The organism is Brevundimonas sp. GW822-FHT03E11, from assembly GCF_058801445.1.
Genome location: NZ_JBXANG010000002.1, coordinates 443,510 through 467,974 on the forward strand (window position 1 = coordinate 443,510; position 24,465 = coordinate 467,974).

The window sequence follows — 24,465 nt, forward strand, 5'->3', positions numbered from 1 at the left end:
ATCAGACGGTGGGGGGGACCGCCGTGCTCGGCTTTTCGACCACGGCGGCGGGCGGACGCGGCGCCGAGGTCAGGCCCGAGCCCTGGAAGGCGGGGCCGGCGTCATAGGCGGCGAAGGTGGCGGCGGTGATGATTTCGCTGACGGAAGCGCCCAGGGAGACGATCTGGACCGGCTTCTCCAGCCCGACCAGCAGCGGTCCGATGACGGTCGCGCCGCCCAGGGCCTGGACCAGCTTGGTCGAGATGGCGGCCGAGTGGATGGCCGGCATGACCAGGACGTTGGCCGGTTTGGTCAGGCGGTTGAAGGCGTAGGCGGGATGGCCCTTGGGATCCAGGGCGATCTCGGGCGGCATCTCGCCCTCGTATTCGAAGTCGACGCCCTTCTTGTCCAGGATGCGGATCGCCTCGCGAACCTTTTCGGCCCGGTCGCCGGGCGGATTGCCGAAGGTGGAATAGCTGAGGAAGGCCACGCGCGGATTGCGACCGAGCTTGCGCACCGTCTCGGCGGCCTTGATCGCGATGTCCGCCAGCTCAGCGGCGTCCGGCAGTTCGTGAATGGTGGTGTCGGCGACGAACAGGGTCCGGCCCTTGGCCAGCAGGATCGACAGGCCGATCAGGGTGTCGTCCACATCCAGGACGCGCTGGACCTCTTTCAGGGCCATGTTGAAGTTGCGGGTGACGCCGGCGACCATGGCGTCGGCCCGGCCCTTGGCGACCAGGGTGGCGGCGAAATAGTTGCGGTCCTGGTTGATCATCCGCTGAACGTCGCGGCGCAGATAGCCGCGACGCTGCAGCTTCTCGTACAGCCAGTCGGTGTCCTCGACATTGTGGCCGGAGACGCGGGCGTTGGTGATCTCTATGCCCAGATCGTCGAAATTCAGCCCGGCCTCGGCGGCGTTCTGGCGGATCAGATCCTCGCGTCCGACCAGGATGGGGGTGCCCAGATCGGCCTGTTTGAAGCCCCAGGCGGCGCGGATGACGGCCGGCTCCTCGCCCTCGGCGAAAACGATGCGCTTGTTGGGTCCGCCGCGCACGGCCGAGTTGATCTTCTGCATCAGGGCGGCGGACGGATCGACGCGCGAGCGCAGGGCGTTGCGATAGGCGTCCATGTCGTCGATCTGGACGCGGGCCACGCCCGAATCCATCGCCGCCTGGGCGACGAAGGGCGGGATGTACCAGATCAGCCGGGGATCAAAGGGGGTCGGGATAATGTAGTCCGGGCCGAACTTCAGCTTGCGGCCGCGATAGGCGGCGGCGACCTCGTCCGGCACGTCCTCGCGCGCCAAGGCGGCCAGGGCCTGGGCGCAGGCCACCTTCATCTCATGGTTCACCCGGCGGGCTCGCACGTCCAGGGCGCCCCGGAACAGATAGGGGAAGGCCAGGACGTTGTTGACCTGGTTCACATAGTCCGAGCGGCCGGTGGCGATGATGGCGTCGGACCGGACCGACTTGACGTCTTCCGGCGTGATCTCGGGATCGGGGTTGGCCATGGCGAAGATGATCGGATTGGGGGCCATGGAGGCCACCATCTCCTTGGTGATCGCGCCCTTGGCGGACAGGCCCAGCACCACATCGGCGCCGACCATGGCCTCGGCCAGGGTGCGGTGGGGCGTGTCGGTCGCATGGGCGGCCTTCCACTGGTCCATGCCGTGTTCGCGGCCCTTGTAGACCACGCCGTCCTTGTCGCAGATGACCGTGTTCTCGGCCTTGACCCCGGCGGCCTTCATCAGGGCGATGGAGGACAGGCCTGCGGCGCCGGCGCCGGCCAGAACCACCTTGACCTCGTCCAGCCGCTTGCCGGCGACATGACAGGCGTTGATCAGGCCGGCGGTGGAGATGATGGCGGTGCCGTGCTGGTCGTCATGGAAGACGGGGATGTCCAGCAGGTCCTGAAGTTCGCTCTCGATGACGAAACATTCGGGGGACTTGATGTCCTCCAGATTGATGCCGCCCCAGGTGTCGCCGATATTCTTCACCACGGTGATGAACTCGTCCGGATCGGTGGTCTTCACCTGGACGTCGAAACTGTCCACATCGGCGAAGCGTTTGAACAGGACCGACTTGCCCTCCATCACCGGCTTGGAGGCCATGTGGCCCAGATTGCCCAGGCCCAGAATGGCGGTGCCGTTCGAGATGACGGCGACCAGATTGCCCTTGGAGGTGTATTCGTAAGCCTTGTCCGCATCCTGGGCGATGGCCAGGACCGGCACGGCCACGCCCGGCGAATAGGCCAGCGACAGGTCGCGCTGGGTCGCCATCGGCTTGGTCGGGGCCATCGAGATCTTCCCCGGCGTGGGGATGCGGTGGAAATCCAGCGCCTCCTGGTCGGAGAAGGTCTGTTTTTCTGTTAGATCGGGCATCGGGACGTCCAGGGTTCGGCGCGGCTGTAACCGTTCGTGTCCTAGAGCTTGGGAAGGGCCGCGCCAAGCCTTGACGCCCCGGAAGGTTCACAGACGCGCGCGCAAGTTTCCCTTCGCGTCAGCGTCAACCGCCGGGCTTTCAGAAGGCCAGCGCGCCCGTGCGCTCGACCTCGACCGGGCCGGTCATCAGCACATGATCCGTCGCCGGGTCCCAGTCGATCGTCAGCTCGCCCCCGTCCACCACGACCGTGGCCTTACGGTCGGTCAGACCGCGTCGGACGGCCGCCACCTGGGCCGCGCAGGCGCCGGTGCCGCAGGCCTTGGTCAGGCCGGCGCCCCGCTCCCAGACCCGAAGCCGGATATGGCCCCGGTCCAGCACATGGGCGAAGCCGACATTGACCCCTTCTGGGAACAGGGGGTGGTGTTCGACCAGGGAGCCGGAACCGGTCACGAAGGCGTCGTCCTGCCGGTCGGTGAAGAAGACGACGTGCGGATTGCCCATGGAGACGGCGCCCGGCGTGTGCAGGATCGGCGCGTCGATGGGGCCGAGCTGAAGCTCGATGCCGCGGGTGTCCATCTCTTCGGCCAGGGGGACTTCGGTCCAGTTCAGCCGGGGCCGGCCCATATCGACCGTCACCCTGTGGTCGCCGGCGCGGGACGCCGTGGTCGGGCCTGCGGCGGTGTCGATGACCACCCGGTCGGAGCCCTTGGCCTCCATCAGCAGCCAGCCCACGCAGCGCAGGGCGTTGCCGCAGGTCTCGACCATGGAGCCGTCGGCGTTCCAGACCCGCATGAAGGCGTCTGCCGTGTCGGACGGTTCGATGGCGATCAGCTGGTCGAACCCTTCCCCCGAGGCGCGGTCGGCCAGGGTCGTGATCTGATCCTGCGTCGGCCGGAAGGGCGCGCCCAGGGCGTCGATAACGACGAAGTCGTTGCCGGCGCCGTTCATCTTGACGAAGGATCGGGTCATGGCCGGAATATAGGCCGGCTCCGGCCGTGAGGAAACGGCTCGGCTCTCGGAACCGTTGGACATGGACGGCGGTTCGCGATTGATTGGCCCGCTGCAGCCCGCCCCCTGACACGCGCCGCCGGATGAAAGGCGTCTGAGATCGAACTCGAACCGACGGTCGTTGAAGGCAAGCCCGACAGCCTGCGTCTGCGCGCCCGGCTGCGCTATCTGTATCACGGCAGCCAGCCGCCGGCGGTGCGGTTCCGACTGACCGTCATCGCCGTCGATTTCACCATCATCGCCTTCTTTTTGGCCTCGCCCATACTGAAGAACATGGGGTGGGCCTTTTATGTGCTGGACTATCTGATCGCCGCCCTGCTCGCGGCCGATCTGGCGGCGCGGGCTTATGCCTATTCTGACATTCGCGACTGGCTGAAGAAGCCGATCGTCTGGCTGGACCTGTTCGTCCTGGCGACCCTGCTGTTCCCGATCTGGCTGTTCAACCTGGGCTTCCTGCGGCTGCTGCGGCTGTGGACCCTGCTGAATTCGGACTTCTTCTGGCGGACCGTCGGCTCCCGCTATGACGATACGCGGGTGGAGGCGGTGGTGCGGGCCCTGTCCGGTCTCGTGACCTTCGTCTTCGTCGTGACCGGTTTCGTCTACGCCACCTTCCTGGGGCATGACGGGATCAGCGGCTATGTGGACGCCCTCTATTTCACCGTGGCGACCCTGACGACCACCGGCTTCGGCGACGTCACCCTGCCGGGGTCCGCAGGCCGGCTTCTGTCCATCGCCATCATGCTGGTGGGGATCACCCTGTTCCTGCGGCTGGCCCAGGCCATCATCAAGCCGCACAAGGTCCGCCACCCCTGCGACCGCTGCGGCCTTCAGACGCATGAACCGGACGCCGTCCACTGCAAGGCCTGCGGCAATCTGCTTTGCATTCCCGACGAGGGCTGAGCGAAGATGACAAAACCGTAAGGGTCGGCCGCCTCGCCTTGCCGCCGGGCGGGCCGTCGTTAAGGTGCCGGTCGTCATTTCGGGGACTGTCCATGATCCGCTCATCCGCCGCCGTGCTCGCGGCCCTTCTCGCCTCCACCAGCCTGACCTCGGTATCCATGGCCCAGACCGCCTCCTCCGCCCCCGCCTTCGCGACCAGCGAGGCGAGCGACCCCTATGTCTGGCTGGAGGAGGTCGAGGGCGAGCGGGCCATGGAATGGGTCAAGGCGCACAACGCCCATTCCCTGGGCGTGCTGCAGGGCGATCCCCGCTATGAAACCCTGCACCAGCAGGCGCTGGAGATCGTCCAGTCGCGCGACCGCATCCCGGCGCCGGGCTTCACCCACGACGGCCATATCGACAACTTCTGGCAGGACGCCCAGCATGTGCGCGGCGTCTGGCGGCGCACGACCCTGGACTCCTACAAGACCGCCGAGCCCCAGTGGGAGACGGTTCTGGACATCGACGCCCTGGCCGAGGCCGAGAGCGCGAACTGGGTCTATAAGGGCTCGACCTGCCTGGCCCCCGAAGAGCGCTACTGCCTGATCAGCCTGTCGAACGGCGGCAAGGACGCCGTGACGATGCGCGAGTTCGACAGCGTGACCCGGAGCTTCGTCGAAGGCGGCATCTATCTGCCGGAATCCAAGGGCGGGGCCAGCTGGATCAACAAGGACACCCTTCTGGTCGCGCGCGACTTCGGCCCCGGCACCCTGACCAACTCGGGCTATCCGATGGTGGTCAAGCGGATGCGGCGCGGCGAGAGCCTGGATCAGGCCGACGTCCTGTTCATGGGTGAGCCGACCGACGTCTCGGTGTCCGGCTATACGCTGCGGGACGCCGACGGGGAGCTGAAGGCGACCCTGATCAACCGGTCGATCGACTTCTATTCGTCCGAGACCTATCGCGTCACCGACGACGGGGCGGTGGTCAAACTGGCCCTGCCGGCGAAGTCGGACATCACCGGCTTGGTGGACGGCCGGCTGGTGGTGTCGCTGAAACAGGACTGGACCGCGCCGTCGGGCCAGGACTTCAAGAGCGGCGACCTGATCGCCTGGCCGCTGGACGCCTGGCTGGAAGACCCCGCCACCCCCGCCGTCCTGGTGCTGCGTCCCACGGAACGTCAGGCGGTCGAGGGGGTGAACGCCACCCGCAACACCCTGGTCGTGGCCCTGTACGACAATGTGCGCGGTTCGGTGCGGGTCTATCGTCCCGGCGAGAGCGAGTGGACCTATTCGACCCTGGACCTGCCGCAGAACGTCTCGGTCGGCGTCGGCTCGGCGTCTGAGGTGGACGACAAGGTCTTCGTCAGCGTCACCGGCTATCTGAACCCGTCCAGTCTGTGGCTGGCCGATGCGGCGACCGGAGCGGTCGATCAGGTCAAGTCGATGCCGGCCAAGTTCGACGCCACCGGCATGACGGTGGAGCAGCACGAGGCCCGTTCGGCCGACGGGACGATGATCCCCTATTTCGTGGTCCATAAGGCGGACATGCCGCTGGACGGGTCCAACCCGACCCTGCTGTACGGTTACGGCGGCTTCGAAAGCTCGCTGCTGCCCGGCTATTCGGCCACGGTCGGCAAGCTGTGGCTGGAGCGGGGCGGGGTCTATGTCATCGCCAATACGCGCGGCGGCGGCGAGTTCGGCCCGCGCTGGCACGAGGCGGCCCTGCAGCAGAACCGCCAGCGCGCGCACGAGGACTTCCAGGCCGTGGCCCTGGACCTGATCGCCCGCAAGATCACCAGCCAGCCGAAGCTGGGGATCATGGGCGGCTCGCAGGGCGGGCTGTTCATGGGGGCGATGCTGACCCAGCGCCCGGACCTGATCAATGCGGCCGTCATTCAGGTGCCCCTGTTCGACATGCTGCGCTTCCACAAGCTCTTAGCCGGGGCCAGCTGGATCGGCGAGTACGGCGATCCCGAGATTCCGGAGCAGCGCGCCTGGATCCAGCAGTATTCGCCCTATCAAAACCTGCGGGCGGGCCAGCCCTATCCGGAGGTCTTCATCCACACCTCGACCAAGGACGACCGGGTCCACCCGGGCCACGCCCGCAAGGCGGCGGCGCGTCTGGAAGAGCTGGGCTATCCGGTCCTGTTCTACGAGAACACCGACGGCGGCCATGCGGCGGGGGCCAACCTCCAAGAGACGGCGCGGCGGTTGGCGCTGGAATACACCTATCTGTCGCGGCGGCTGATGGACACGCCGGCGAAGGAGTAAGGTCTCTCTCCGCTCATCCCCGCGAAAGCGGGGACCCAGTGCTTTCGCGAGGTTCGGCGGCTGGGGTCCAGTTCAGTACACATGGGCGGCGCCGAACGCCCAAAGGTCTGGGTCCCCGCTTTCGCGGGGATGAGCGGAGTTTTTAAATGCGTCACCTGATCCTGTCCGCCGCCATTCCGGCGCTTCTGATGGGGGCCTGTGCGAGCACGCCCGTTGCGATCGGTTCAGATGAAGTCGTCGTGTCGACCAATGACCGGCTCCCGCCCCACTTCCCGCGCGACCTGACCCCGGCCGGCGTGGCGGCGGCCGACGATCACCTGGCGCTGGAGCAGGTGGACGGGGCCGAGGCCATGGCCTTCGTCGCCGAGGAGAACCGCAAGTCCCTGGCCGTCCTGACCGGCGACCCGCGCTATGAAACCTTCCGGGCCGAGGCCCAGGCCATCCTGACCGCCACCGACCGGATCCCCAGCCCATCCTTCCTCGGCGACGGGATCGGCAATTTCTGGCAGGACGCGAGCAATCCCAAGGGGATCTGGCGTCGGACTTCGCTGGACAGTTACCGCACCGCAACGCCGCAGTGGGAGACCCTGCTGGACATCGACGCCCTGTCGAAGGCGGAAGGGCGGGACTGGGTGTTCAAGGGCGCCGACTGCCTGGCGCCCGACGAGACCCGCTGCCTGATCAATCTGTCGGACGGCGGCAAGGATGCGGTGGTCGTGCGCGAGTTCGACCTGACCACAAAACGTTTCGTGGACGGCGGTTTCAACCTGCCCGAAGGCAAGCACCGGATCGAATGGCTGGACCGCGACACGCTTCTGGTCGCCACCGATTTCGGTCCGGGCAGTCTGACGGAGTCCGGCTATCCCTTCATCGTCAAGACCTTGAAGCGCGGCCAGACCCTGGCCCAGGCGGTCGAGGACTATCGCGGCGACGCCTCGGACGGCGGCTACGGCGTCAGCCCGGCCGTCTATCGCGACAAGACCGGCCGGGTCACGGCGGTGATCATCACCCGCCCGTTGGACACCTTCCGCTCCGAAACCTGGATGATGGCCCATGACGGATCGACGGTGAAGCTGGCCCTGCCGGACCGGGTCAGCGTCTTCGGAGCGCAGGGGAACCTGCTGATCGTCTCGAACGACGAAGCCTGGACCTTCAACGGCCTCGCCTACAAGCCCGGTTCCCTGCTTTCCATACCCTTGAACCATCTGCGGTCCGACCGCGACGATCTGAGCGTCAGCAACCAGGCCCTTCTGATCTATGAGCCGGCCGCCCGTCAGTCGTTGGGCGACGTGCGGGTGCTGGATCGCCAGGTCGTCGCCTCCCTGTCCGACAATGTGGCCGGGCGGCTGGCGATCTTCGAGAACCGGGGCGAATTCGGCTGGCGCCGCCAGGATGTGGCGACGCCAGAAAACATCGCGGTGGGGCTGGGCGACTCCTCCAAGTCCAAGGGCCAGGTCTTCGTCTCGACCCAGGGCTTCCTGACCCCGCCGACCCTGAGCCTCGCCTCGGTCGGCTCCACCACCCTGACCGAGCTGAAATCCGCTCCGGCCAAGTTCGACGCCTCGACCCATGTGGTGGAGCAGTACGAGGCGACCTCGACCGACGGGACCAGGATCCCCTATTTCATCACCCGCCCGCGCGACATGAGGCTGGACGGGTCGAACCCGACGATCCTGTTCGGCTACGGCGGGTTCCAGGTCAGTCTGAACCCGGCCTACAAGCCCGAGATGGGCAAGCTGTGGCTGGAGCGGGGCGGGGTCTTCGTTCAGGCCAATATCCGCGGCGGCGGCGAGTTCGGGCCCGACTGGCACCAGGCGGCCCTGGACGGAAACCGCCAGAAGGCCTTCGACGACTTCGCCGCCGTGGCGCGCGACCTGGAGCGGCGCGGGATCACCAGCCCGCGTCGTCTGGGCATCTATGGCCGGTCGAACGGCGGGGTGCTGACATCGGTGTCGATCACCCAGCACCCGGAGCTGTTCAACGCCGCAGTGATCGAGAGCCCGCTGATCGACATGCTGCGCTATCACGAGCTGCCGGCCGGCGCCTCCTGGATCGGCGAATACGGCGATCCGCGCATTCCGGAGGAGGCGAAATGGATCGCCCGGTACTCGGCCTATCAGCAGCTGCGGCCCGACGAGGACTATCCGCGCGTCTACATCACGACCAACACCCGCGACGACCGGGTCCATCCGGGCCATGCGCGCAAGTTCGCCGCCCGGCTGGGGGACCAGGGCCACGACCATCTCTATTATGAGGACACGGCCGGCGGCCATTCGAACGACGCCGACCCCGTGGCCAACGCGCGGCGCTGGGCCCGCCACTATGTCTATCTCTCCCAGCAGCTGATGGACTGAACGCCGCCGCAGGCGAGGGTCACGCACTTATGACCCCCGCCTGCGCGCCCGGCGGTTAAGAACGTCGCCATGAGACACAGGATCGGGATCATTGCAGCGGCAATCACGGCGGGCGCCGCCCTATGCGCTGGATCGGTCGCCCAGCCCGCCGCCTCGCGGCCGGGGCGGCACGCCGTCGCCGCCGGACCGCCGGTGGTGGTCGAACTGTTCACCGCCCAGGGGTGCGGCGCCTGTCTGGAGGCCAATGCCACGGTCGAACGGGCTGCGGCCGAGCCGCGCGTCATCGCCCTGACCTACGGGGTCGACTATTGGGACTATCTGGGCTGGACCGACACCTTCGCCCGGCCTGAGTTTTCTCAGCGCCAGCGGGCCTATCGCGCCGCCCTGCGTCAGCGCGGCGTCTCCACGCCCCAGGTGGTCATCGACGGCCGCCGACAGGTCTCGGGCGTGCGCGGACCTGAGCTTGAGACCGCCATCCTCGAGGCGGCGGGCCGCCGCGCTTGGCCGCCCGAGATCGAGTTCCGCCAAGGCGGCGATCAGGTCGGCGTCGGCTCGGGCCGCGTCCCGGCGGGCGGGGCCGAGGTTCTGGCCGTCACCTATACGCCCGGCGTCCAGGTGGTCGAGGTCGGTCGCGGCGAAAACCGCGGCCGCGAGGTGCGCCAGCTGAATGTGGTCCGCGACGTCACGCGCCTGGGCGACTGGCGGGGCCGGCCGATGTTGTACCCCCTGCCTCAGACGCGGGACGAGGACGCTGTGGTCGTGATGATTCAGGACAAGGCGGATCGGCGCATTCTGGGCGCCGCCGTCCGCAGGCCGACCTCCGGGTCCGGCGGGGCGGATCGAGACGGCTGAAGCCGAGGCGGATCAGGCCCCCGCCTTCTTGGCAAACGTCCAGGCCGCCTCGCTGAGCGGCCCGACCTGGGCGGCCATGCTGCGAGCGTGGGCGCTGGCCGCCGTGCCGTCGCGGACACGGCCGGCGATGCCCTGGCAGATGGCGGCGAGACGGAACAGATTATAGGCGTAGAGCCACTCGAGATCGGCAGGTCGCATCCCAGTGGCGGCGGCGTAGCGGTCCACCGTTTCCTCGACCGAGGGAATGCCCAGGGCCTCCAGATCGGCGCCGGCGAGGCCGTTTCGCAGGCTGGCGGGGATGGCCCAGGCGATCAGCAGATAGGAGAAGTCGGCCATGGGGTCGCCCAGGGTCGACAGCTCCCAGTCCAGAACGGCGCGGACGTCCGCCCGATCTTCAGCCAGGATCATATTGTCCAGGCGGAAGTCGCCGTGGACGATGCGGCAGGGACCCTCCGGCGGCAGGCTGGTCGGCAGGAAATCGATCAGTCGGTCCATGGCGGGAACGGCCTCGGTCTCCGAGGCGCGATACTGTTTGGTCCAGCGGCCGACCTGACGGGCGAAATAGTTGCCGGCCTTGCCATAGTCGGCCAGGCCGATGGCGGCGGGATCGAAGGCATGAAGCCGGGCCAGGGCGTCGGTCTGGGCGTGATAGATGGCCCGGCGCTCGGCGGGGCTGAGGCCGGGCAGTTTCAGATCCCAGAAGATACGGCCCTCCACCTTGTCCATCACATAGAAGATCGAGCCGATGACGCCCTCGTCCAGGCAGAGGGCGTGGGGCTTGGCCACGGGAAAGCCCTGGGCGGCCAGGGCGGAGATGACCTGGAATTCGCGGTCGACGGCGTGGGCGCTGGGCAACAGCAGGCCCGGCGGCTTGCGGCGCAGCACATAGGCGGCGGTCGGGGTGGTCAGCTCATAGGTGGGATTGGACTGGCCGCCCTTGAACTGGCGCACCGTCAGAGGGCCGGCGTAGCCCGCGACGTTTTCGGTCATCCAGGCGTCCAGCCCCGCCTCGTCCAGCCGATAGCGGGGATCGACCTCGCGTGTGCCGGAAAAGGCGGCTTGAGCATCCTGCAGAGGCGCGTCGGCGGCGGAGGCGTCGGTCATGTACAGCCCAGTCGGTTCTTTCAGCGTTTCCCTAGAGCCGCCCGCGTCTTAGGCGCGGTCCGGCGCGGCGATGATGGCGGCCTTGACCGCGCGACGCCAGCCTGAAAGCAGACGGTCGCGTTCCTGAGGCCTCATTCGGGGCTTCCAGCAGGCCGGGGCCTCGGCCGGACAGGCCTGAAGATCAGAGATCAGACCCACGCCCAGGGCCGCCAGACGCGCAGCGCCCAGGGCCGTCATCTCCTGGAAGGCCGGACGTTCGACCTCGACCTCGCAGATGTCGGCGACGAACTGCATGGCGAAACTGTTGGCGGTGACGCCGCCGTCCACCTTCAGGGTCTTCAGGGGCGGGGCGCCGTCCTGGGCCAGGGCGTCGAGCAGATCCCGGGTCTGATAGGCCAGGGCCTCCAGCGCCGCGCGGACGAAATGGGCCGGGCCGGAATCCCGCGTCAGCCCGACCACGGTTCCGCGCGCCTCCGGCTCCCACCAGGGGGCGCCCAGGCCGGTGAAGCCGGGGACCAGATAGACACCGCCGTTGTCGGCCAGGCTCTGGGCCAGGGCTTCGGACTGGCGGGATTCGGAGATCAGCTTGACCCCGTCCCTCAGCCACTGGATCGCCGAACCGGCCGAGAAGATCGACCCTTCCAACGCGTAGGCGGTGCGGCCCTCGGCCTGGTAGCCGAGCGTGCCCAGGAGACGGCGGGTCGAAGCCACCGGCTCGGCGCCGACATTGGCCACCAGAAAGGCGCCGGTGCCGTAGGTGATCTTGGCGTCGCCCGGCGTGAGAGCGCCGTGGCCGACGAGGGCGGCCTGCTGATCCCCCGCCGATCCGGCGATGGGCAGGGGGCGGCCGAACAGCGCCGGATCGGTCTCGCCGATCCGGCCGGCGCAGGGGACGATGGCGGGGAGGGCCTGGCGCGGCACGTCGAACAGGACGCACAGGTCGTCGCGCCATTCCACCGTCTTCAGGTCCATCAGGGCGGTGCGCGATGCATTTGCGGCGTCGGTGGCGTGAACCCGGCCGCCGGTCAGTTTCCAGATCAGCCAGGCGTCGATCGTGCCCAGCTTGACCTCGCCCCGCGCCGCCCGATCGCGCGACCCGGGCGCGGCGTCCAGCAGCCAGGCGAACTTGGTCGCCGAGAAATAGGGATCTAGGATCAGGCCGGTGGCGGACTGGACACCCGGCTCACGCCCCTCGGCGGTCAGGCGGGCGGTCACCTCGGCGGTGCGGCGGTCCTGCCAGACAATGGCGCGGTGCAGGGGCTCCCCCGTCGCGGCGTCCCAGATCACCGACGTCTCGCGCTGGTTGGTCAGGCCCACGGCGGCGAACCGGTCGACCCCGCCCGCCTGGCGCACCACTTCGCGGCAGGTCTGGAGGGTGGCGGACCAGATTTCGCCCGCGTCATGCTCGACCCAGCCGGAGTGCGGGAAATGCTGGGCGAGTTCGATCTGACTGACGGCGACCGGGCGCAAGTCGTGGCCCCGCACCTCGAAGGCGATGGCCCGGGTCGAGGTGGTGCCCTGGTCGATGGCGAGGATCAGGCTCATTGTCTTTCTCTCCCTGCGCCGTCTTGGGCGACGCCTGCGGTCGGGCTAAGGGGAGCATATGACGACGCACCTGCCCAGCTATGAAGGCGTTCTCGACGCCGCCCGCCAGATCGACGGGTTCGCCGTCCGCACCCCCCTGATCGAGAGCCCGGCCCTGAACGCCGTGGTCGGCGGCCGGGTTCTGATGAAGGCGGAGAACCTGCAAAGGGCCGGGGCCTTCAAGTTTCGCGGCGCCTATAACCGCATCAGCCGGCTGAACGCCGAGGAGAAAAGGCGCGGGGTGGTGGCCTTTTCGTCCGGCAACCACGCCCAGGGCGTGGCCGCCGCCGCCGCCCTGGTGGGAACGCCGACGATCATCGTCATGCCGTCGGACTCGCCCCAGGTGAAGGTCGAGGGGGTGATCGGCTTCGGCGGCGAGGTTCGGCTCTATGATCGCTGGACCGAGAACCGCGAAGAGATCGGCGCCGCCATAGCCTCAGAGCGGGGCTGCGTCCTGGTTCCGCCGTTCGACGATCCCTTCATCATCGAGGGCCAGGGGACGACGGCCCTGGAGATGCTGGACCAGGCGGACGCGCCGATGGATCAGCTGTTGTGCGGCGCCTCGGGCGGCGGGCTGATGGCCGGGATCAATCTGGTCATGGCCGAGCGCAGCCCCGAGACCCGCGTCCTGGTGGTCGAGCCCGACGCCTATGACGACACGGCCCGGTCGCTGGCGGCCGGGGAACGGGTCGGGCGCCCGGCGGGGTCGCCCTCGATCTGCGACGCCCTGATGGCGCCCATGCCCGGCGTCCTGACCTGGCCGATCAACCTCCGCCTGGCCGGCGCCCTGACCGTGTCCGACGCCGAGGTCGCCGAGGCGGTGCGGTTCGCCTTCCGCCATCTGAAACTGGTGGTGGAGCCCGGCGGGGCGGTGTCCCTGGCGGCCCTGCTGGCCGGAAAGGTCGAGGGCGCGGGCCGCACGACAGGCCTGATCCTGTCCGGCGGCAATGTCGATCCCGCGCTTTACGCCGCGATCATTGAGGGGCGGTTCGAGGGTTGACCCTTTTCACTGCTCCGGAGCTGGGTCAAGGTCTTGGAAAATAGAGAGACGGAGGAGAAGACGGCCATGACCCGGACACAGGATGTTCACGCCTTGATCGGTCAGGAAGTCGGGGTGTCCCGATGGTTCGAGATTGGTCAGGATCGGATCGACGCCTTTGCGGACTGCACCGAGGACCATCAGTTCATCCACGTCGATCCCGAGGCGGCCAGGGCGACGCCCTTCGGCGGAACCATCGCTCACGGTTTTCTGACCCTGAGTCTGGCGTCCACCATGAGCTATGACTCCGTGGCGCCGCTGGATGGTCTGACCATGGGCGTCAACTACGGTTTCGACCGGCTGAGGTTTCTGGCGCCCGTCCCGGCGGGATCTCGCGTGCGGGGCCGGTTCCGCCTGTTGGATGCAACCGACAAGGGCGAGGGGCGCTGGCTTCTTAAACATGAATTGACGATCGAGATCGAGGGCGCCGACAAGCCGGCTCTGGTGGGCGAATGGCTCGGGATGCAGATCGTTTCCGCAGAGAGCTGAAGGTTGAGCCGCCCTCGGCGGAAGACGGGAAAAACGACGGAACTCGGACGAATCTGCGTGTGAAGGCCAATTACATCTGTAGCATCAATGGCACGGCGCCTCATTTCGGGGCTTGCGTCGTCAAGTTTCAGCCTCGACCTTCCACGGCAACGCTGGTAAGAGCCGCCTAGGCGGTAAGATCCGCCCTAGGTTCTAACAGGCGGAGGGCTATACCCTATGCGTATGAAGACTATCGTGCTGGCCTCCAGCGCAGCGGCCGCCCTGGCCCTGTCGGCTGGCGCGGCCTCGGCAGATCCCAACGGTTGGTATGGCGCGATCGACGCCGGCTACCACATCATCGACGACATCAACGCCGAGTCGTCGACCACCGGCGCGAACTGGAACTATGAAGTGAACAACGGCTGGGCGGCCTTTGCTCGCCTCGGCTATCGCTTCAACCCCAACTGGCGCGTCGAGCTCGAAGGCGGCTACCGCTCGGGCGACATCGGCACGGTGCGCGCCGTTTCGGGCACCCAGGGTCTGTGCAATCTGACCCCGGCGACGGGCGGCTGCTATTCGCCGGAAGGCGACATCGAGTCCGCCACCCTGATGGCCAACGTCATCTATGACTTCGGCTATGAAGCCTGGGGCGTGCGTCCCTTCGTCGGCCTGGGCGCCGGTGTGAACCACGTTGCCACAAACATGCTTGGCAACCAGCGCGCCAATCGCGCCGCGACCATTGATGTCGACGACAACTCGACCAAGTTCGCCGCCCAGGCGATCGCCGGTCTGGCCTGGGCCGTCAGCGACCGCGCCAACATCGACCTGACCTACCGCTATCTGACGGGCGACGCCTCTTGGGAATCGGTTTCGGCCGGTGTGACGGGCGCGACCCAGTTCGGCGAATGGGACGGCGACTACGACCAGTCGCACACCGTGACCCTGGGCCTGCGCTACAGCTTCGGTGCCGAAGAAGCGGCCCCGCCGCCTCCGCCGCCTCCGCCGCCCCCGCCGCCCCCGCCGCCTCCGCCCCCGCCGCCCCCGCCGCCGGTTCCGCAGACCCCGGCCGCGCGTCAGTTCGTGGTCTATTTCGACTGGGATCGCTCGGACCTGACGGCTGAAGCCCGTTCGGTGGTCGCTCAGGCCGCCAACTACGCCAAGACGGGCCGTCCGACCCGCGTCCTGATCGTCGGCTACACCGACACCTCGGGCTCGGCCGCCTATAACGTCGGCCTGTCGAACCGTCGTTCGCGCACCGTCGCGGACGCCCTGGTCGCCCAAGGCGTCAACGGCGGCGTCATCGCCCTGGACGGCAAGGGTGAAACCGCCCTGGCCAAGCCCACCGCCGACGGCGTGCGCGAACCGCTCAACCGTCGCGCCACCATCGACATCAACTTCTAAGACAGGCGAAGGATCGACCCGGTTTCAACGGGTCGATCCCGCCGATCTCGAAGCTGACGAGCTGAACGCCGTCTCCGAAAGGGGGCGGCGTTTCTGTTTGCGGAGGGGGTGTCTGCAACAGGTCGCCCCCCGTGCCGTGTTTTCCAGCATGTGGCGGCGAAGAGGACGGAGGGGCGGCGCGGCGTCTCAGCCGGCTGTACTGGCCAGAGCCGGAGCTTGCGCGGCGGATGTAGGCAGAGAGGGGGCGAGAAGGGCCTCGCCGGCCGTGATCACGAGGGTGGCGCTCAGGACGGCGCAGATCACAGCGACTGCTGCGAGTGTCAGACTCTTGGCCAGGTCCCGGTCATCCGGCGTCATGGTTCCTCCCCCGACGTCCTTCTGGGAGGATCACGACGCGCGCGGGGATGCAAGTCACGGAACGGTGTCAGGCGGACAAAAGGCGGCGTCGCGAGACGCCGCCTTCCGGATTGCGGATTGTTCTGAAAGCCTCAGCCGGTGAAAGGCCGGATCAGAATCTCGACGCGGCGGTTCTGGGCCTTGCCTTCGGGAGTCGCATTGGACGCCACGGGGTTCCGAGAGCTGGCGCCGGCGACATAGAGGCGCTCGGCCAGGACGCCGCGACGCACGAGTTCCGCCGCCACGCTGCTGGCGCGGCGCTCCGACAGGGGCTGGTTGATCGCATCGCCACCCGAGGAATCCGTATGACCGATCACGTCGATGGTGGAGCGATCATATTCCTGCAGCACCCGGGCGACGTCATCGAGCACGGGCAGGAAGCGCGGGTCGATCGAATACTGGTTGGTGGCGAAGGTGACGTCGGACGGCATGCGGAGCACCAGATTGTCGCCCTGGCGCGCCACGCCGACGCCGGTGCCGGAGAGCTGAGCCTCCATGGCGCGTTGCTGGCGGTCCATATACTGACCGACCGCAGCGCCGCCCAGCGCGCCGACGCCCGCGCCGATCAGGGCGTTCTTACGACCCTGTTCGCCGTTGGATGTATTGGTCAGATAGCCGAGCAGGGCTCCGCCCAGGGCGCCCGCGATGGCGCCGGTTCCGGTGTTGTTGCGGACGGGGGTTGAGCGATAGGGGTCGGTGGTGGTGCAGGCCGCCGCGCCCAGTAGGGCGGCGATGGAGACACCGGCGACGAAAATCTTGGCGCGCATGGATTGGTCCTTCCGATTGGCAGTCTGGCGCGAGAAACGCCCCCCTACTGTCTAGGTTCCAAGCTGTACCTTAGGTGAACGGGCGAGCGGTTCTTGCGGGACCGACGGCTTGAACCTGACAGGGGCGCGGAATGGGGGTAAGGAACCGCCGCACATTGTCTGAACAAGGACGACGCCCGTGAGCGCGATCTCGGCCCCAACCGCCGCCTCAACCATCACCCCTGTCTCCATGACCTTGTATGACAAGGATTTTCAGGCGTTCAGCGATGAGCTGGGCGCCTCCTTCACCCGGTTCGGCTTTGGGGTTGTGGCCGACCATGGTCTGGACGAGGTGCGTATCGCCGCCGCGATCGACGCCGCCAAGACCTTCTTCGCCCTGCCGGAAGCCACCAAACGCCAGTACCACCAGCCGGGAACCGGCGGGGCGCGGGGTCTGACCCCGTTCGGTGTCGAGGCGGCCAAGGGGGCGACCGCCGTGGATCTGAAGGAATTCTGGCACGTTGGTCGCGAACTGCCGCAGGACCATCCGTACCGCCGCTTCATGCGAGACAACCTTTGGCCCGAGGAGGTGCCCGGTTTCCGCGACCATCTTTACGGCATGTATGAGGATCTCGACGCGCTGGGGCGGCGCATTCTCCGGGCCATCGCGCGGTACCTCAAGCTGAGCGACGACTATTTTGACGACAAGGTCGAGATGGGCAACAGCGTCCTTCGCATGTTGCACTATCCGCCGGTGCCCGCCGATGCGCCGGGCGTGCGGGCCGGCGCGCACGAGGACATCAACGTCATCACCCTGCTGCTGGGCGCCGAAGAGGCTGGGCTGCAGCTGAAGGAGAAGGACGGCAGCTGGCTGGACATTGCGCCGCCGGCGGGCGCCCTGGTGGTCAATATCGGCGACATGCTGCAACGGTTAACCAACCACGTCCTGCCGTCGACGACGCACCGGGTGGTCAATCCCGCGCCCGAACGTCGGGGCTTCGCCCGCTATTCGACGCCCTTCTTCCTGCATTTCAACCCGGACTTCCCGATTGAGACGCTGCCGAGCACGATCACGCCGGACAATCCCGATCGCTATGCCGGCAAGACCATTCTGGCAGAGGACTATCTGACCGAACGTCTGCGCGAAATCCGCCTGCTCTGAGGCGAGTCGTCCCTAGCGGGAGATGCGCAGCCGGGTGATGTCCCGTCCGATGTCTCGGAAGGCGTCGGAAAGGTCGGTGGAGCTGGACGCCTGGAAAGCCCGGTCGGGGTTGGTGGCGCACCGCGCCATCAGCTCGCCGGCGGAATCGATCGGACCGGTCATATTCTGGGCTGCGCCGATATCGAAGCCGACCGTATAGACGATGACGCCGGCGGCCTTCATGTTTTGACAGAGCCGATAGGCTTGGTCGAAGGAAGAGCCGTTGGTGGCGGGCTGGTTGATATGGGTGTCCGCCCCGCCGCTGCCGACCCCTGCGTCTCCGGCGATCACGCCCCGGAAATAGGGGGTGTTGAACTCCCCGTCGGTCATCAGCACGACGGCCTTCAAGGTCTTGGTCGAGTCATAGGCGGCGGGCGCGCCTGCGCCTGACCACAGGCCGAAGGTCGGCGAAACCAGATACCAGCCCCAAGCCAAACCGATATGGCCCGCCGTCGATCCGACCGCCGACATTCCGTTGATGGCGTCGGTCAGGGTCTTCTTGACGTTGGTCAGGGGGACGATTCGGGAGGCCGGGCAGGCGTTGCCGGTTCCGGCGTAGCTTCGTCCAACCCAGGACGAGGTGGACGGGGCCGCATCCGTATAGGCCTGCGCCCCGGCTCTTTCCGACACGCAGGTCGTTCCGGGAAAGCGCGTCCAGGTTCCTGCCGCATTGACGAAATCTCGGTTCGAACAGCCGTCCACGCCGCAGACCAGCTGGCCGCCCGACGTATAGGCGGCTCCGCCCATGGGGGCGTTCGCCAATTGGGCTTGAGAGGCGTCGAGCGCCAAGGTCGCCGTGGTCGCGCTGACGCCGGCGACGCGGAAACCGATGTCATTCAACTGGCTGAGGCCCCCCATGCCGCTCAGGACAGCGGCGTCCCCATCGGGCGACAGGCCGTGGCGGGCCATTGTAATGACGATGTTGCAGTCCGCCCGGGCGCATTTGGCGACATAGGCCCGGCCTGAGAAGGCGGAATAGTAGCGGCTGTCCTTGCCGAGGAGGCTGAAGGTGTTGGTCGTGGCGTTGCCCACCGTAAGGGCGACGCCGTTCAGGGGTGCCATCGTTTCCGCGCTCCAGATCGTCACGATGTCGCCGTTCTTGAAGCCGTGGTTAGAGGCGGTGACCACGGCCGTATAGGCGCGGGTGATGCCGGTGATCGTCTTGACCGAGCCCGTCAGCCAGGTCGCTGCGGTGATGGACTGGGTGCTGGAGCCGAGCGCTCCGCGCGCCCTATCAGCATAGGTGTCGCCTACATTGACGCCCATGGAATAGGGAGCCAGGGCCACCTTGGAATAGAAGGGCGACTGGTTGTCTTGGACGACGATGTCGATCAGCTCCTTGGCCGCCGACTTCAGATTGTCGATCTTGCGGCCGCTGGAGCAACTGGCGGCGCAGTCGTTCATCGAGCCGGTGATGTCCAGGACCAGGGCCACCTCCACATCGCGCGAGGAGCGGTTGACCTCGGATCGCACCGAGACGGGCAGGGTGTCGTCCAGCAGTTGGCCGTAGGGCGGAAGCACGATGTTGGCGACCAGGGTCTTTACCCGCCCCTGAGCGGTGGCGATGACGACGCTCTTGTCGTTCATGGCGACCTGAACGTCGCCGTCCTGAACCGGCTCGAGCTCAATCCCCTTCAGATTGGCGCGAAGATTGACCAGGGTGATGCTCTTCAGCTCTTCCGGCGTCGTATAGGGAGACCGCGCGGCGGCCAGGGCGGCGGCGTCCAGGGCGTCCTGAAACTGGGCCTTGGCCGTGGTTATGCGGTGAATGTCGACGCCGCCCAGGGCCAGCATGACGATGACGGGCAGGCTGAGAGCGAAGATGATCGCTACATTGCCGCGCCGGTCGCCGCCCAGCCGGAAGGCCAGGGCCCGAAGGCCGCTGAGGACCTTATGGATCGGTTGTGGCGCCAATGTCGTCGCTTCCTTACAGGCGCGCGCCGCCCGCATGAGGCCACAATGGCCTCATGCGGTTAAAGGAAGGCTGACGGATCGCGGTTAACAGACCCGGCCTAAGGACCGTCTTCAGGCCTGCGACCAACCGCAGTCATGGCCGCGGTTTTGGACCGTCAGCCATTGATTCAAAGGGGCGAAATAGTCGGCGACCGCCGAGGCGTCGTTCCGCGTCTCGCCGGTGAAAGCCTCGAGCGCCTCGGGCCAGGGCTTGGACTGGCCCATTTCCAGCATGGCGTTGAAACGGGCGCCGACGTCCTTGTTCCCGTAAACCGAGCAGCGGTGCAGCGGGCCGGTCCACCCCGCCTGCTTGCAGGCCGCGCGCTGGAACTGGAACTGGTAGATGTGGGCCAGGAAATAGCGGGTGTAAGGGGTGTTGCCCGGCACATGGTATTTGGCGCCCGGGTCGAAGGCATTGGCCGGTCGCGGGCCCGGCGGAACCAGGCCCTGGTATTTCAGCATGTCGGCGGTCCAGGCGGCGTTGTACTGGTCCGGCGTGGTCTCGCCGGAGAAGACGCCCCAGCGCCAGCGGTCCACCATCAGGCCGAAGGGTAGGAAGGCGATCTTGTCCAGCGCCATCTTCAGCAGGAAGGGAATGTCCTCTTCCGCCCCCGGCGTCGTCTTCAAAAGGCCGATCTGGTTCAGATAGGTGGGGGTCAGGGCCGACAGGCCGACGAAGTCGCCGATGGCCTCGTGGAAGCCGTCATTCGCGCCGTTGCGGAACAGCATCGGCTGGTTCTTGTAGGCGCGCTGGTAGTAGTTGTGACCCAGCTCGTGGTGGACGGTGTAGAAGTCGTCGCCGTTGACGTTGGTGCACATCTTGATGCGGATGTCGTCGGCGTTGTCGAGATCCCAGGCCGAGGCGTGGCAGACGACCTCACGGTCGCGGGGGCGCACGATCTGGCTGCGTTCCCAGAAGGTCTGGGGCAGAGGATCGAGGCCCAGCGAAACGTAGAAGCCTTCGCCCGTCCTGACCATTTTCACCGGGTCGTAGTCGGCGGATTTGAGCAATTCGGTCAGGTCGTAGCTGGAGGCGCCGCCGCTGGTCGGGGCCACGACATCATAGATATTGCCCCATTGCTGCGACCACATATTGCCCAGCAGATCGGCGCGGATCGGGCCGTGGTCGGGTTGAACGGCGTCGCCATATTTGGCGTTCAGCCGGGCCCGGACATAGCAGTGAAGGTTCTCGTAGAAGGGCTTGACCTGGGCCCAGAGCCGATCGGTCTCCTCGGCGAAGTCGTCGGCGGGCATGTCGTAGCCCGACCGCCACAGGGCGCCGGTGTCGGAAAAGCCCAGTTCGCGCGCCCCCTCATTGGCGATCTCGACCATGCGGGCGTAGTCGTTCTTCATCACCGGCGAGATGGTGCGCCAGCCTTCGTAAAGGGCCTTGGTTTCGTTCGGGTCGCGGCTGTCGGCCAGGATCAGCGAGGCCTCGTCCAGGGTAATCTGCCGTCCCTTGAAGTCGAACTTGCCGGTCGAATAGGTCGAATCCAGACGGGTGGCGATCTGCGACAGCTCCTCGGCGGCGCCGGGGCGGTTCGGGGCGGGCAGGACGATGCCGAGCCGCAGCAGGTTCAGCTTGCGGCGGACCACCGGATCGACTGCGACGTCGTTGAACTTGGCCGCCTGGTTGGCGAACTGGACCTGGAGCTCGGTCGCCTCGGCGTTGACCTTGGATTCCAGCCACATGGTGTCGAAGGTGATGTTGGTGGCGCGGGCCCACTGCACCCGGGCGGCGTATTCGCCGAAGGTCAGCATCTTGGCCTCGGCGTCGGCGACGAACTGGGTCGCGCCTTCGGCGGTCGTGGGATAGTCGGCCCTCAGGCCGGTGGCGGTGACCGGGGCGGGGGTGAAGGTCTGGGCGCCGGCGTCGGCCTGAAGCGGCAGAGCCTTGTCCGGGGTCGGGGAGGCGGCGCAGCCGGCGGCGAAGGCGAGGGCGCAGACCGCAGCGGCGGTCGTCATCTGACGCTTCATGATGGATCTCCTGAACAGCGGGCGCAGGAGAGGTCAGGGGCGGCGCCGCGTCAAGCGGAGCGGTTCAGCGGGCTTTCTTGCGGGCTACCGGCCTTCGGCCTACTTGAGCTGTCTCTGGGCTACCGGCCTTCGGCCTGTTTGAGTCGGACGCAGCTGTCCAGGCCGTCGTTGCGCACCGTACCCATGGCGGCCTGGATGCGGGCGGCGCGGCGACGGACGTAGGGGCCGGGGGCTGCGGCCTGATAGCGGCGCGGCGCCGGCAGGATGGCGGCGAGGCGGGCGGCCTCGCGCCGGCTCAGGTCTGCGGCGTCCTTGCCGAACCAGTGCTGGGCCGCGGCCTGTGCGCCGTAGACGCCCGGCGCCCATTCGACGACGTTCAGATAGACCTCCATGATCCGGCGCTTGGACCAGACGGCCTCGATCAGGACGGTGTATCCGGCCTCGAAGCCTTTGCGGACCCAGTCGCGGCCGGGCCACAGGAAGACGTTCTTGGCCGTCTGCTGGGTGATGGTGGAGCCGCCGCGGATGCGCCCGCCCTCGGCGTTATGATCCAGCGCCTTCTGGATGGCCTCCATGTCGAAGCCGTGGTGGCTGCAGAAGCGGGCGTCCTCGGCGGCGATGGCGGCGTCGACCAGATGGGGCGAAATCTGCTTCAGCCCGCGCCACTGGTAGTCCAGCCCCTCGCCGCGCACGGCCTGGCGCAGCATCAGGATGGTGGGCAGGGGCGGGAAGAGGGCGACCCAGAGGACGCCGCCGACCGGCACGGCGGTCAGGATGGCGGCGGCGATGACGACCGCCCGGAGCCAGGATGGACGAGGCCACCTCGCCATCAGAGGATCGCCACCCCGGCGGCCCCGTCCTCGTCGGCCCAGGCGACCGTATCAGCCGCCGGGCTGAGGCAGAGGGCGACGATGACCGGGCCCTTGTCGGCCTTGACGACGTTCAGGCCCTGGGCGGCCGGATGGGCGACCCAGACCCGGCCGTCGGTCAGGCCGGCGGCCAACAGGCCGTGGTTCACGCGGGCCGAGACCCGATTGATCAGGCTGGCCTCGTCATAGCCGATCTCGGTCGCCTCGCGGCCCATCGGGCCGTTGGAGCCGATGAAGGGCCAAAGCACGGCGCCCTGGGCGCCCGAGGTGGCCAGCAGCTGGCCGTTCGCCAGGAAGGCCAGGGAGCGGACCTTGGATGGATAGCCGCCCATCCGCAGATTCTTGGCGTCCTTCAGCCGCCAGCCGTGAAGCTGATTATCCTGCATGGTGGTGACGACGAAGGCGCCGTCGGGCGAGAAGGCCACGCCGGTGTGCGACCCGGCCCAGCTCAGCCTGGTCGGCTGCTGCTTCTCGATCCGGGCGTACCAGAGGGCCGCGCCGCCGTAGGTCGAGGCGGCGATGCGCCGTCCCTTGGGTTCGAAGGCCACGCCGGAGACGGTGCGTTCATGCTGGAAGTCGCGCCGGAAACCCGGTTCGGACGGATCGATCACCGACAGGGTGCGCCCCCAGGAAAAGGCGATCAGGCCCGACGCTGGCGAGGCGTCCACGGCGTCGATCCACTGGTTCTTCGCCTCGGCCAAGACCGCAGGCTCGACGCCGGGGCGGCTCCAGACCAGCCGACCGTCGTCGCCGCCGGTCACCACCCCTTCGCCGGACGGATGAACCGCGGCGCACAGGACGGCGCCGTCATGCGCCTGGACCGTCGCGCCGTCGGCGAACCGGACCGAGCCGTCGCCGAGGGCGAAGACGGCGCCGGTGTTGTCGAACAGGGCGGCGGTGACCTGGGCGTCGAATGCGAAGTTCATGCGCGAGGCGTTAGCCGGTTGCAGGGGCGGGGGCAAATGGGGGAGAACAAGTCATCCGTTTCTCCCCCCCCCCCGGAACGGGGAGAGAGAATGCGGGTGCGCCCTCAGACCGGATCTGTCGGCTTGGGTTCGACCGGGGCCGGGGCGGCCTGGGCTTGGACCGGCTCCTCCGGAAGGGGGATGAACTCCAGATCGTCCTCGCTCGGGAGTTTCATCCGACCGGCCTTCCAGTCGGCCTTGGCCTGGTCGATGCGGGCCTGGCTGGAGGCGACGAAGTTCCACCAGATCAGCCGTTCGCCCACCGGCTCGCCGCCAAGGACCATGACGGTCGATTGCACTAGGGCCTTGACCGTCGGCTCGGCCGTCGGCTCCAGCACGATCATCTGGCCTTCATGGAAGGTGCGGTCGCCCACTTCGATCGCCCCCTTGGCCACGAACAGAGCGCGCTCGCTCATGCCGCCGCCGCCCTTGCCCGGAGGCGGAGCGGTGCGGACGCCGGGCTGAAGCTCCCAGTGCACATAGAAGAGGGGCGAGGACACCGGCGCGCTCGCCTTGGCGCCATAGGCTTCTCCGGCCACCAGACGCGCGAACAGGCCGCCGTTCTCATAGGAAGGCTGGGCGTCCTCGCCCAGATGATGAAAGGAGGGGTCGATTTCCTCGGCCTCGTCGGGCAGGGCGACCCAGGCCTGCATGCCGTGCATCGGCCCGCCGCGGCTCTTCTTCAGTGGATCGGTGCGCTCGGAATGGACGATGCCCTTGCCGGCCGTCATCCAGTTCACCTCGCCGGGGCGGATGGGCTGGTTATAGCCGAGATTGTCGTGGTGCAGGATCTCGCCCTCGAACAGATAGGTGAGGGTCGACAGGCCGATGTGGGGGTGCGGCCGCACATCAATGGCGGCGGCGCCCGGCGCAAACTCGGCCGGGCCCATCTGATCCAGGAAGATGAAGGGCCCGACCATCCGGCGCGAATGGAAGGGCAGGACGCGGCCGACCTCGAACCCGCCCAGGTCCTTACGGCGCGCGTCGATCACCAGTTCGATCATGTTCGGCATCCCCTCGGCGGAAGACGCCGCCG

The 24,465-nt window shown here is 67.5% G+C and carries 18 protein-coding genes; 8 read left to right on the forward strand and 10 right to left on the reverse strand.

Annotated features, from left to right (window positions below):
* Position 1 precedes the first annotated feature (1 nt).
* Together AC1RKE_RS05030 and dapF are read right to left on the reverse strand one after the other, a co-directional pair.
* A complete protein-coding gene (locus AC1RKE_RS05030) occupies positions 2-2,359 on the reverse strand; it encodes an NADP-dependent malic enzyme (RefSeq protein WP_191554799.1) in 2,358 nt (785 codons plus the stop codon).
* Between the two features lie 139 nt (positions 2,360-2,498).
* The gene (gene dapF / locus AC1RKE_RS05035; RefSeq protein WP_348683742.1) at positions 2,499-3,329 is read right to left on the reverse strand and encodes a diaminopimelate epimerase; all 831 of its coding nucleotides are present in this window, start codon (positions 3,327-3,329) and stop codon (positions 2,499-2,501) included.
* A 138-nt stretch (positions 3,330-3,467) separates the two neighbouring features.
* On the opposite strand from dapF, the gene AC1RKE_RS05040 reads away from it, so the two are divergent.
* From AC1RKE_RS05040 to AC1RKE_RS05055, 4 genes are all read left to right on the forward strand, one after another.
* On the forward strand, positions 3,468-4,268 hold the full coding sequence (locus AC1RKE_RS05040) for a potassium channel family protein (RefSeq protein WP_152949275.1): 801 nt from the start codon (positions 3,468-3,470) through the stop codon (positions 4,266-4,268).
* A 92-nt stretch (positions 4,269-4,360) separates the two neighbouring features.
* Positions 4,361-6,520, forward strand: a complete 2,160-nt coding sequence (locus AC1RKE_RS05045) for a prolyl oligopeptidase family serine peptidase (protein ID WP_348683738.1) — start codon at positions 4,361-4,363, stop codon at positions 6,518-6,520.
* 146 nt (positions 6,521-6,666) lie between these two features.
* Positions 6,667-8,874 (forward strand): prolyl oligopeptidase family serine peptidase, encoded by a 2,208-nt coding sequence (locus AC1RKE_RS05050; protein ID WP_348683737.1) that lies wholly within the window; start codon positions 6,667-6,669, stop codon positions 8,872-8,874.
* A gap of 69 nt (positions 8,875-8,943) precedes the next feature.
* On the forward strand, positions 8,944-9,726 hold the full coding sequence (locus AC1RKE_RS05055) for a DUF1223 domain-containing protein (protein ID WP_054764438.1): 783 nt from the start codon (positions 8,944-8,946) through the stop codon (positions 9,724-9,726).
* Positions 9,727-9,738: 12 nt separating this feature from the next.
* Here AC1RKE_RS05055 and AC1RKE_RS05060 read toward each other — a convergent pair whose 3' ends face one another.
* Complete coding sequence (locus AC1RKE_RS05060) at positions 9,739-10,830, reverse strand: phosphotransferase family protein (protein WP_348683735.1); 1,092 nt, start codon at positions 10,828-10,830, stop codon at positions 9,739-9,741.
* 48 nt (positions 10,831-10,878) lie between these two features.
* Positions 10,879-12,375, reverse strand: a complete 1,497-nt coding sequence (gene glpK, locus AC1RKE_RS05065) for a glycerol kinase GlpK (RefSeq protein WP_348683733.1) — start codon at positions 12,373-12,375, stop codon at positions 10,879-10,881.
* A 58-nt stretch (positions 12,376-12,433) separates the two neighbouring features.
* On the opposite strand from glpK, the gene AC1RKE_RS05070 reads away from it, so the two are divergent.
* The 3 genes from AC1RKE_RS05070 (at position 12,434) to AC1RKE_RS05080 (ending at position 15,322) form a co-directional block, all read left to right on the forward strand.
* Positions 12,434-13,414: a threonine ammonia-lyase gene (locus AC1RKE_RS05070; RefSeq protein ID WP_395941857.1), complete on the forward strand. Its 981-nt coding sequence runs from the start codon at positions 12,434-12,436 to the stop codon at positions 13,412-13,414.
* Between the two features lie 66 nt (positions 13,415-13,480).
* Complete coding sequence (locus AC1RKE_RS05075; protein WP_333897373.1) at positions 13,481-13,942, forward strand: MaoC family dehydratase; 462 nt, start codon at positions 13,481-13,483, stop codon at positions 13,940-13,942.
* A 222-nt stretch (positions 13,943-14,164) separates the two neighbouring features.
* Positions 14,165-15,322, forward strand: coding sequence for an OmpA family protein (locus AC1RKE_RS05080; protein ID WP_492896548.1), 1,158 nt, complete (start codon positions 14,165-14,167; stop codon positions 15,320-15,322).
* Positions 15,323-15,810: 488 nt separating this feature from the next.
* Here AC1RKE_RS05080 and AC1RKE_RS05085 read toward each other — a convergent pair whose 3' ends face one another.
* On the reverse strand, positions 15,811-16,485 hold the full coding sequence (locus AC1RKE_RS05085; RefSeq protein WP_152949280.1) for a YiaD family glycine zipper/OmpA-like lipoprotein: 675 nt from the start codon (positions 16,483-16,485) through the stop codon (positions 15,811-15,813).
* A gap of 229 nt (positions 16,486-16,714) precedes the next feature.
* Here AC1RKE_RS05085 and AC1RKE_RS05090 point away from each other — a divergent pair, with 229 nt between their 5' ends.
* On the forward strand, positions 16,715-17,626 hold the full coding sequence (locus AC1RKE_RS05090) for an isopenicillin N synthase family dioxygenase (protein WP_182715108.1): 912 nt from the start codon (positions 16,715-16,717) through the stop codon (positions 17,624-17,626).
* Positions 17,627-17,638: 12 nt separating this feature from the next.
* Here the strand turns inward: AC1RKE_RS05090 and AC1RKE_RS05095 are convergent, their stop codons facing one another.
* From AC1RKE_RS05095 to AC1RKE_RS05115, 5 genes are all read right to left on the reverse strand, one after another.
* A complete protein-coding gene (locus AC1RKE_RS05095; protein ID WP_224762294.1) occupies positions 17,639-19,579 on the reverse strand; it encodes a pilus assembly protein TadG-related protein in 1,941 nt (646 codons plus the stop codon).
* A gap of 111 nt (positions 19,580-19,690) precedes the next feature.
* On the reverse strand, positions 19,691-21,595 hold the full coding sequence (locus AC1RKE_RS05100) for a M2 family metallopeptidase (RefSeq protein WP_348683189.1): 1,905 nt from the start codon (positions 21,593-21,595) through the stop codon (positions 19,691-19,693).
* Between the two features lie 119 nt (positions 21,596-21,714).
* Entirely contained in the window at positions 21,715-22,425 is a 711-nt protein-coding gene (gene mtgA, locus AC1RKE_RS05105; RefSeq protein ID WP_348683188.1) for a monofunctional biosynthetic peptidoglycan transglycosylase, read from the reverse strand.
* Positions 22,425-23,390 (reverse strand): WD40 repeat domain-containing protein, encoded by a 966-nt coding sequence (locus AC1RKE_RS05110; protein ID WP_348683186.1) that lies wholly within the window; start codon positions 23,388-23,390, stop codon positions 22,425-22,427. The genes mtgA and AC1RKE_RS05110 overlap by 1 nt, the downstream gene beginning before the upstream one ends.
* 104 nt (positions 23,391-23,494) lie before the next feature.
* Positions 23,495-24,433 carry a pirin family protein gene (locus tag AC1RKE_RS05115; RefSeq protein ID WP_182715105.1) on the reverse strand — a complete coding sequence of 313 codons (939 nt, stop codon included), beginning with the start codon at positions 24,431-24,433 and terminating at the stop codon, positions 23,495-23,497.
* Between the last annotated feature and the right edge of the window lie 32 nt (positions 24,434-24,465).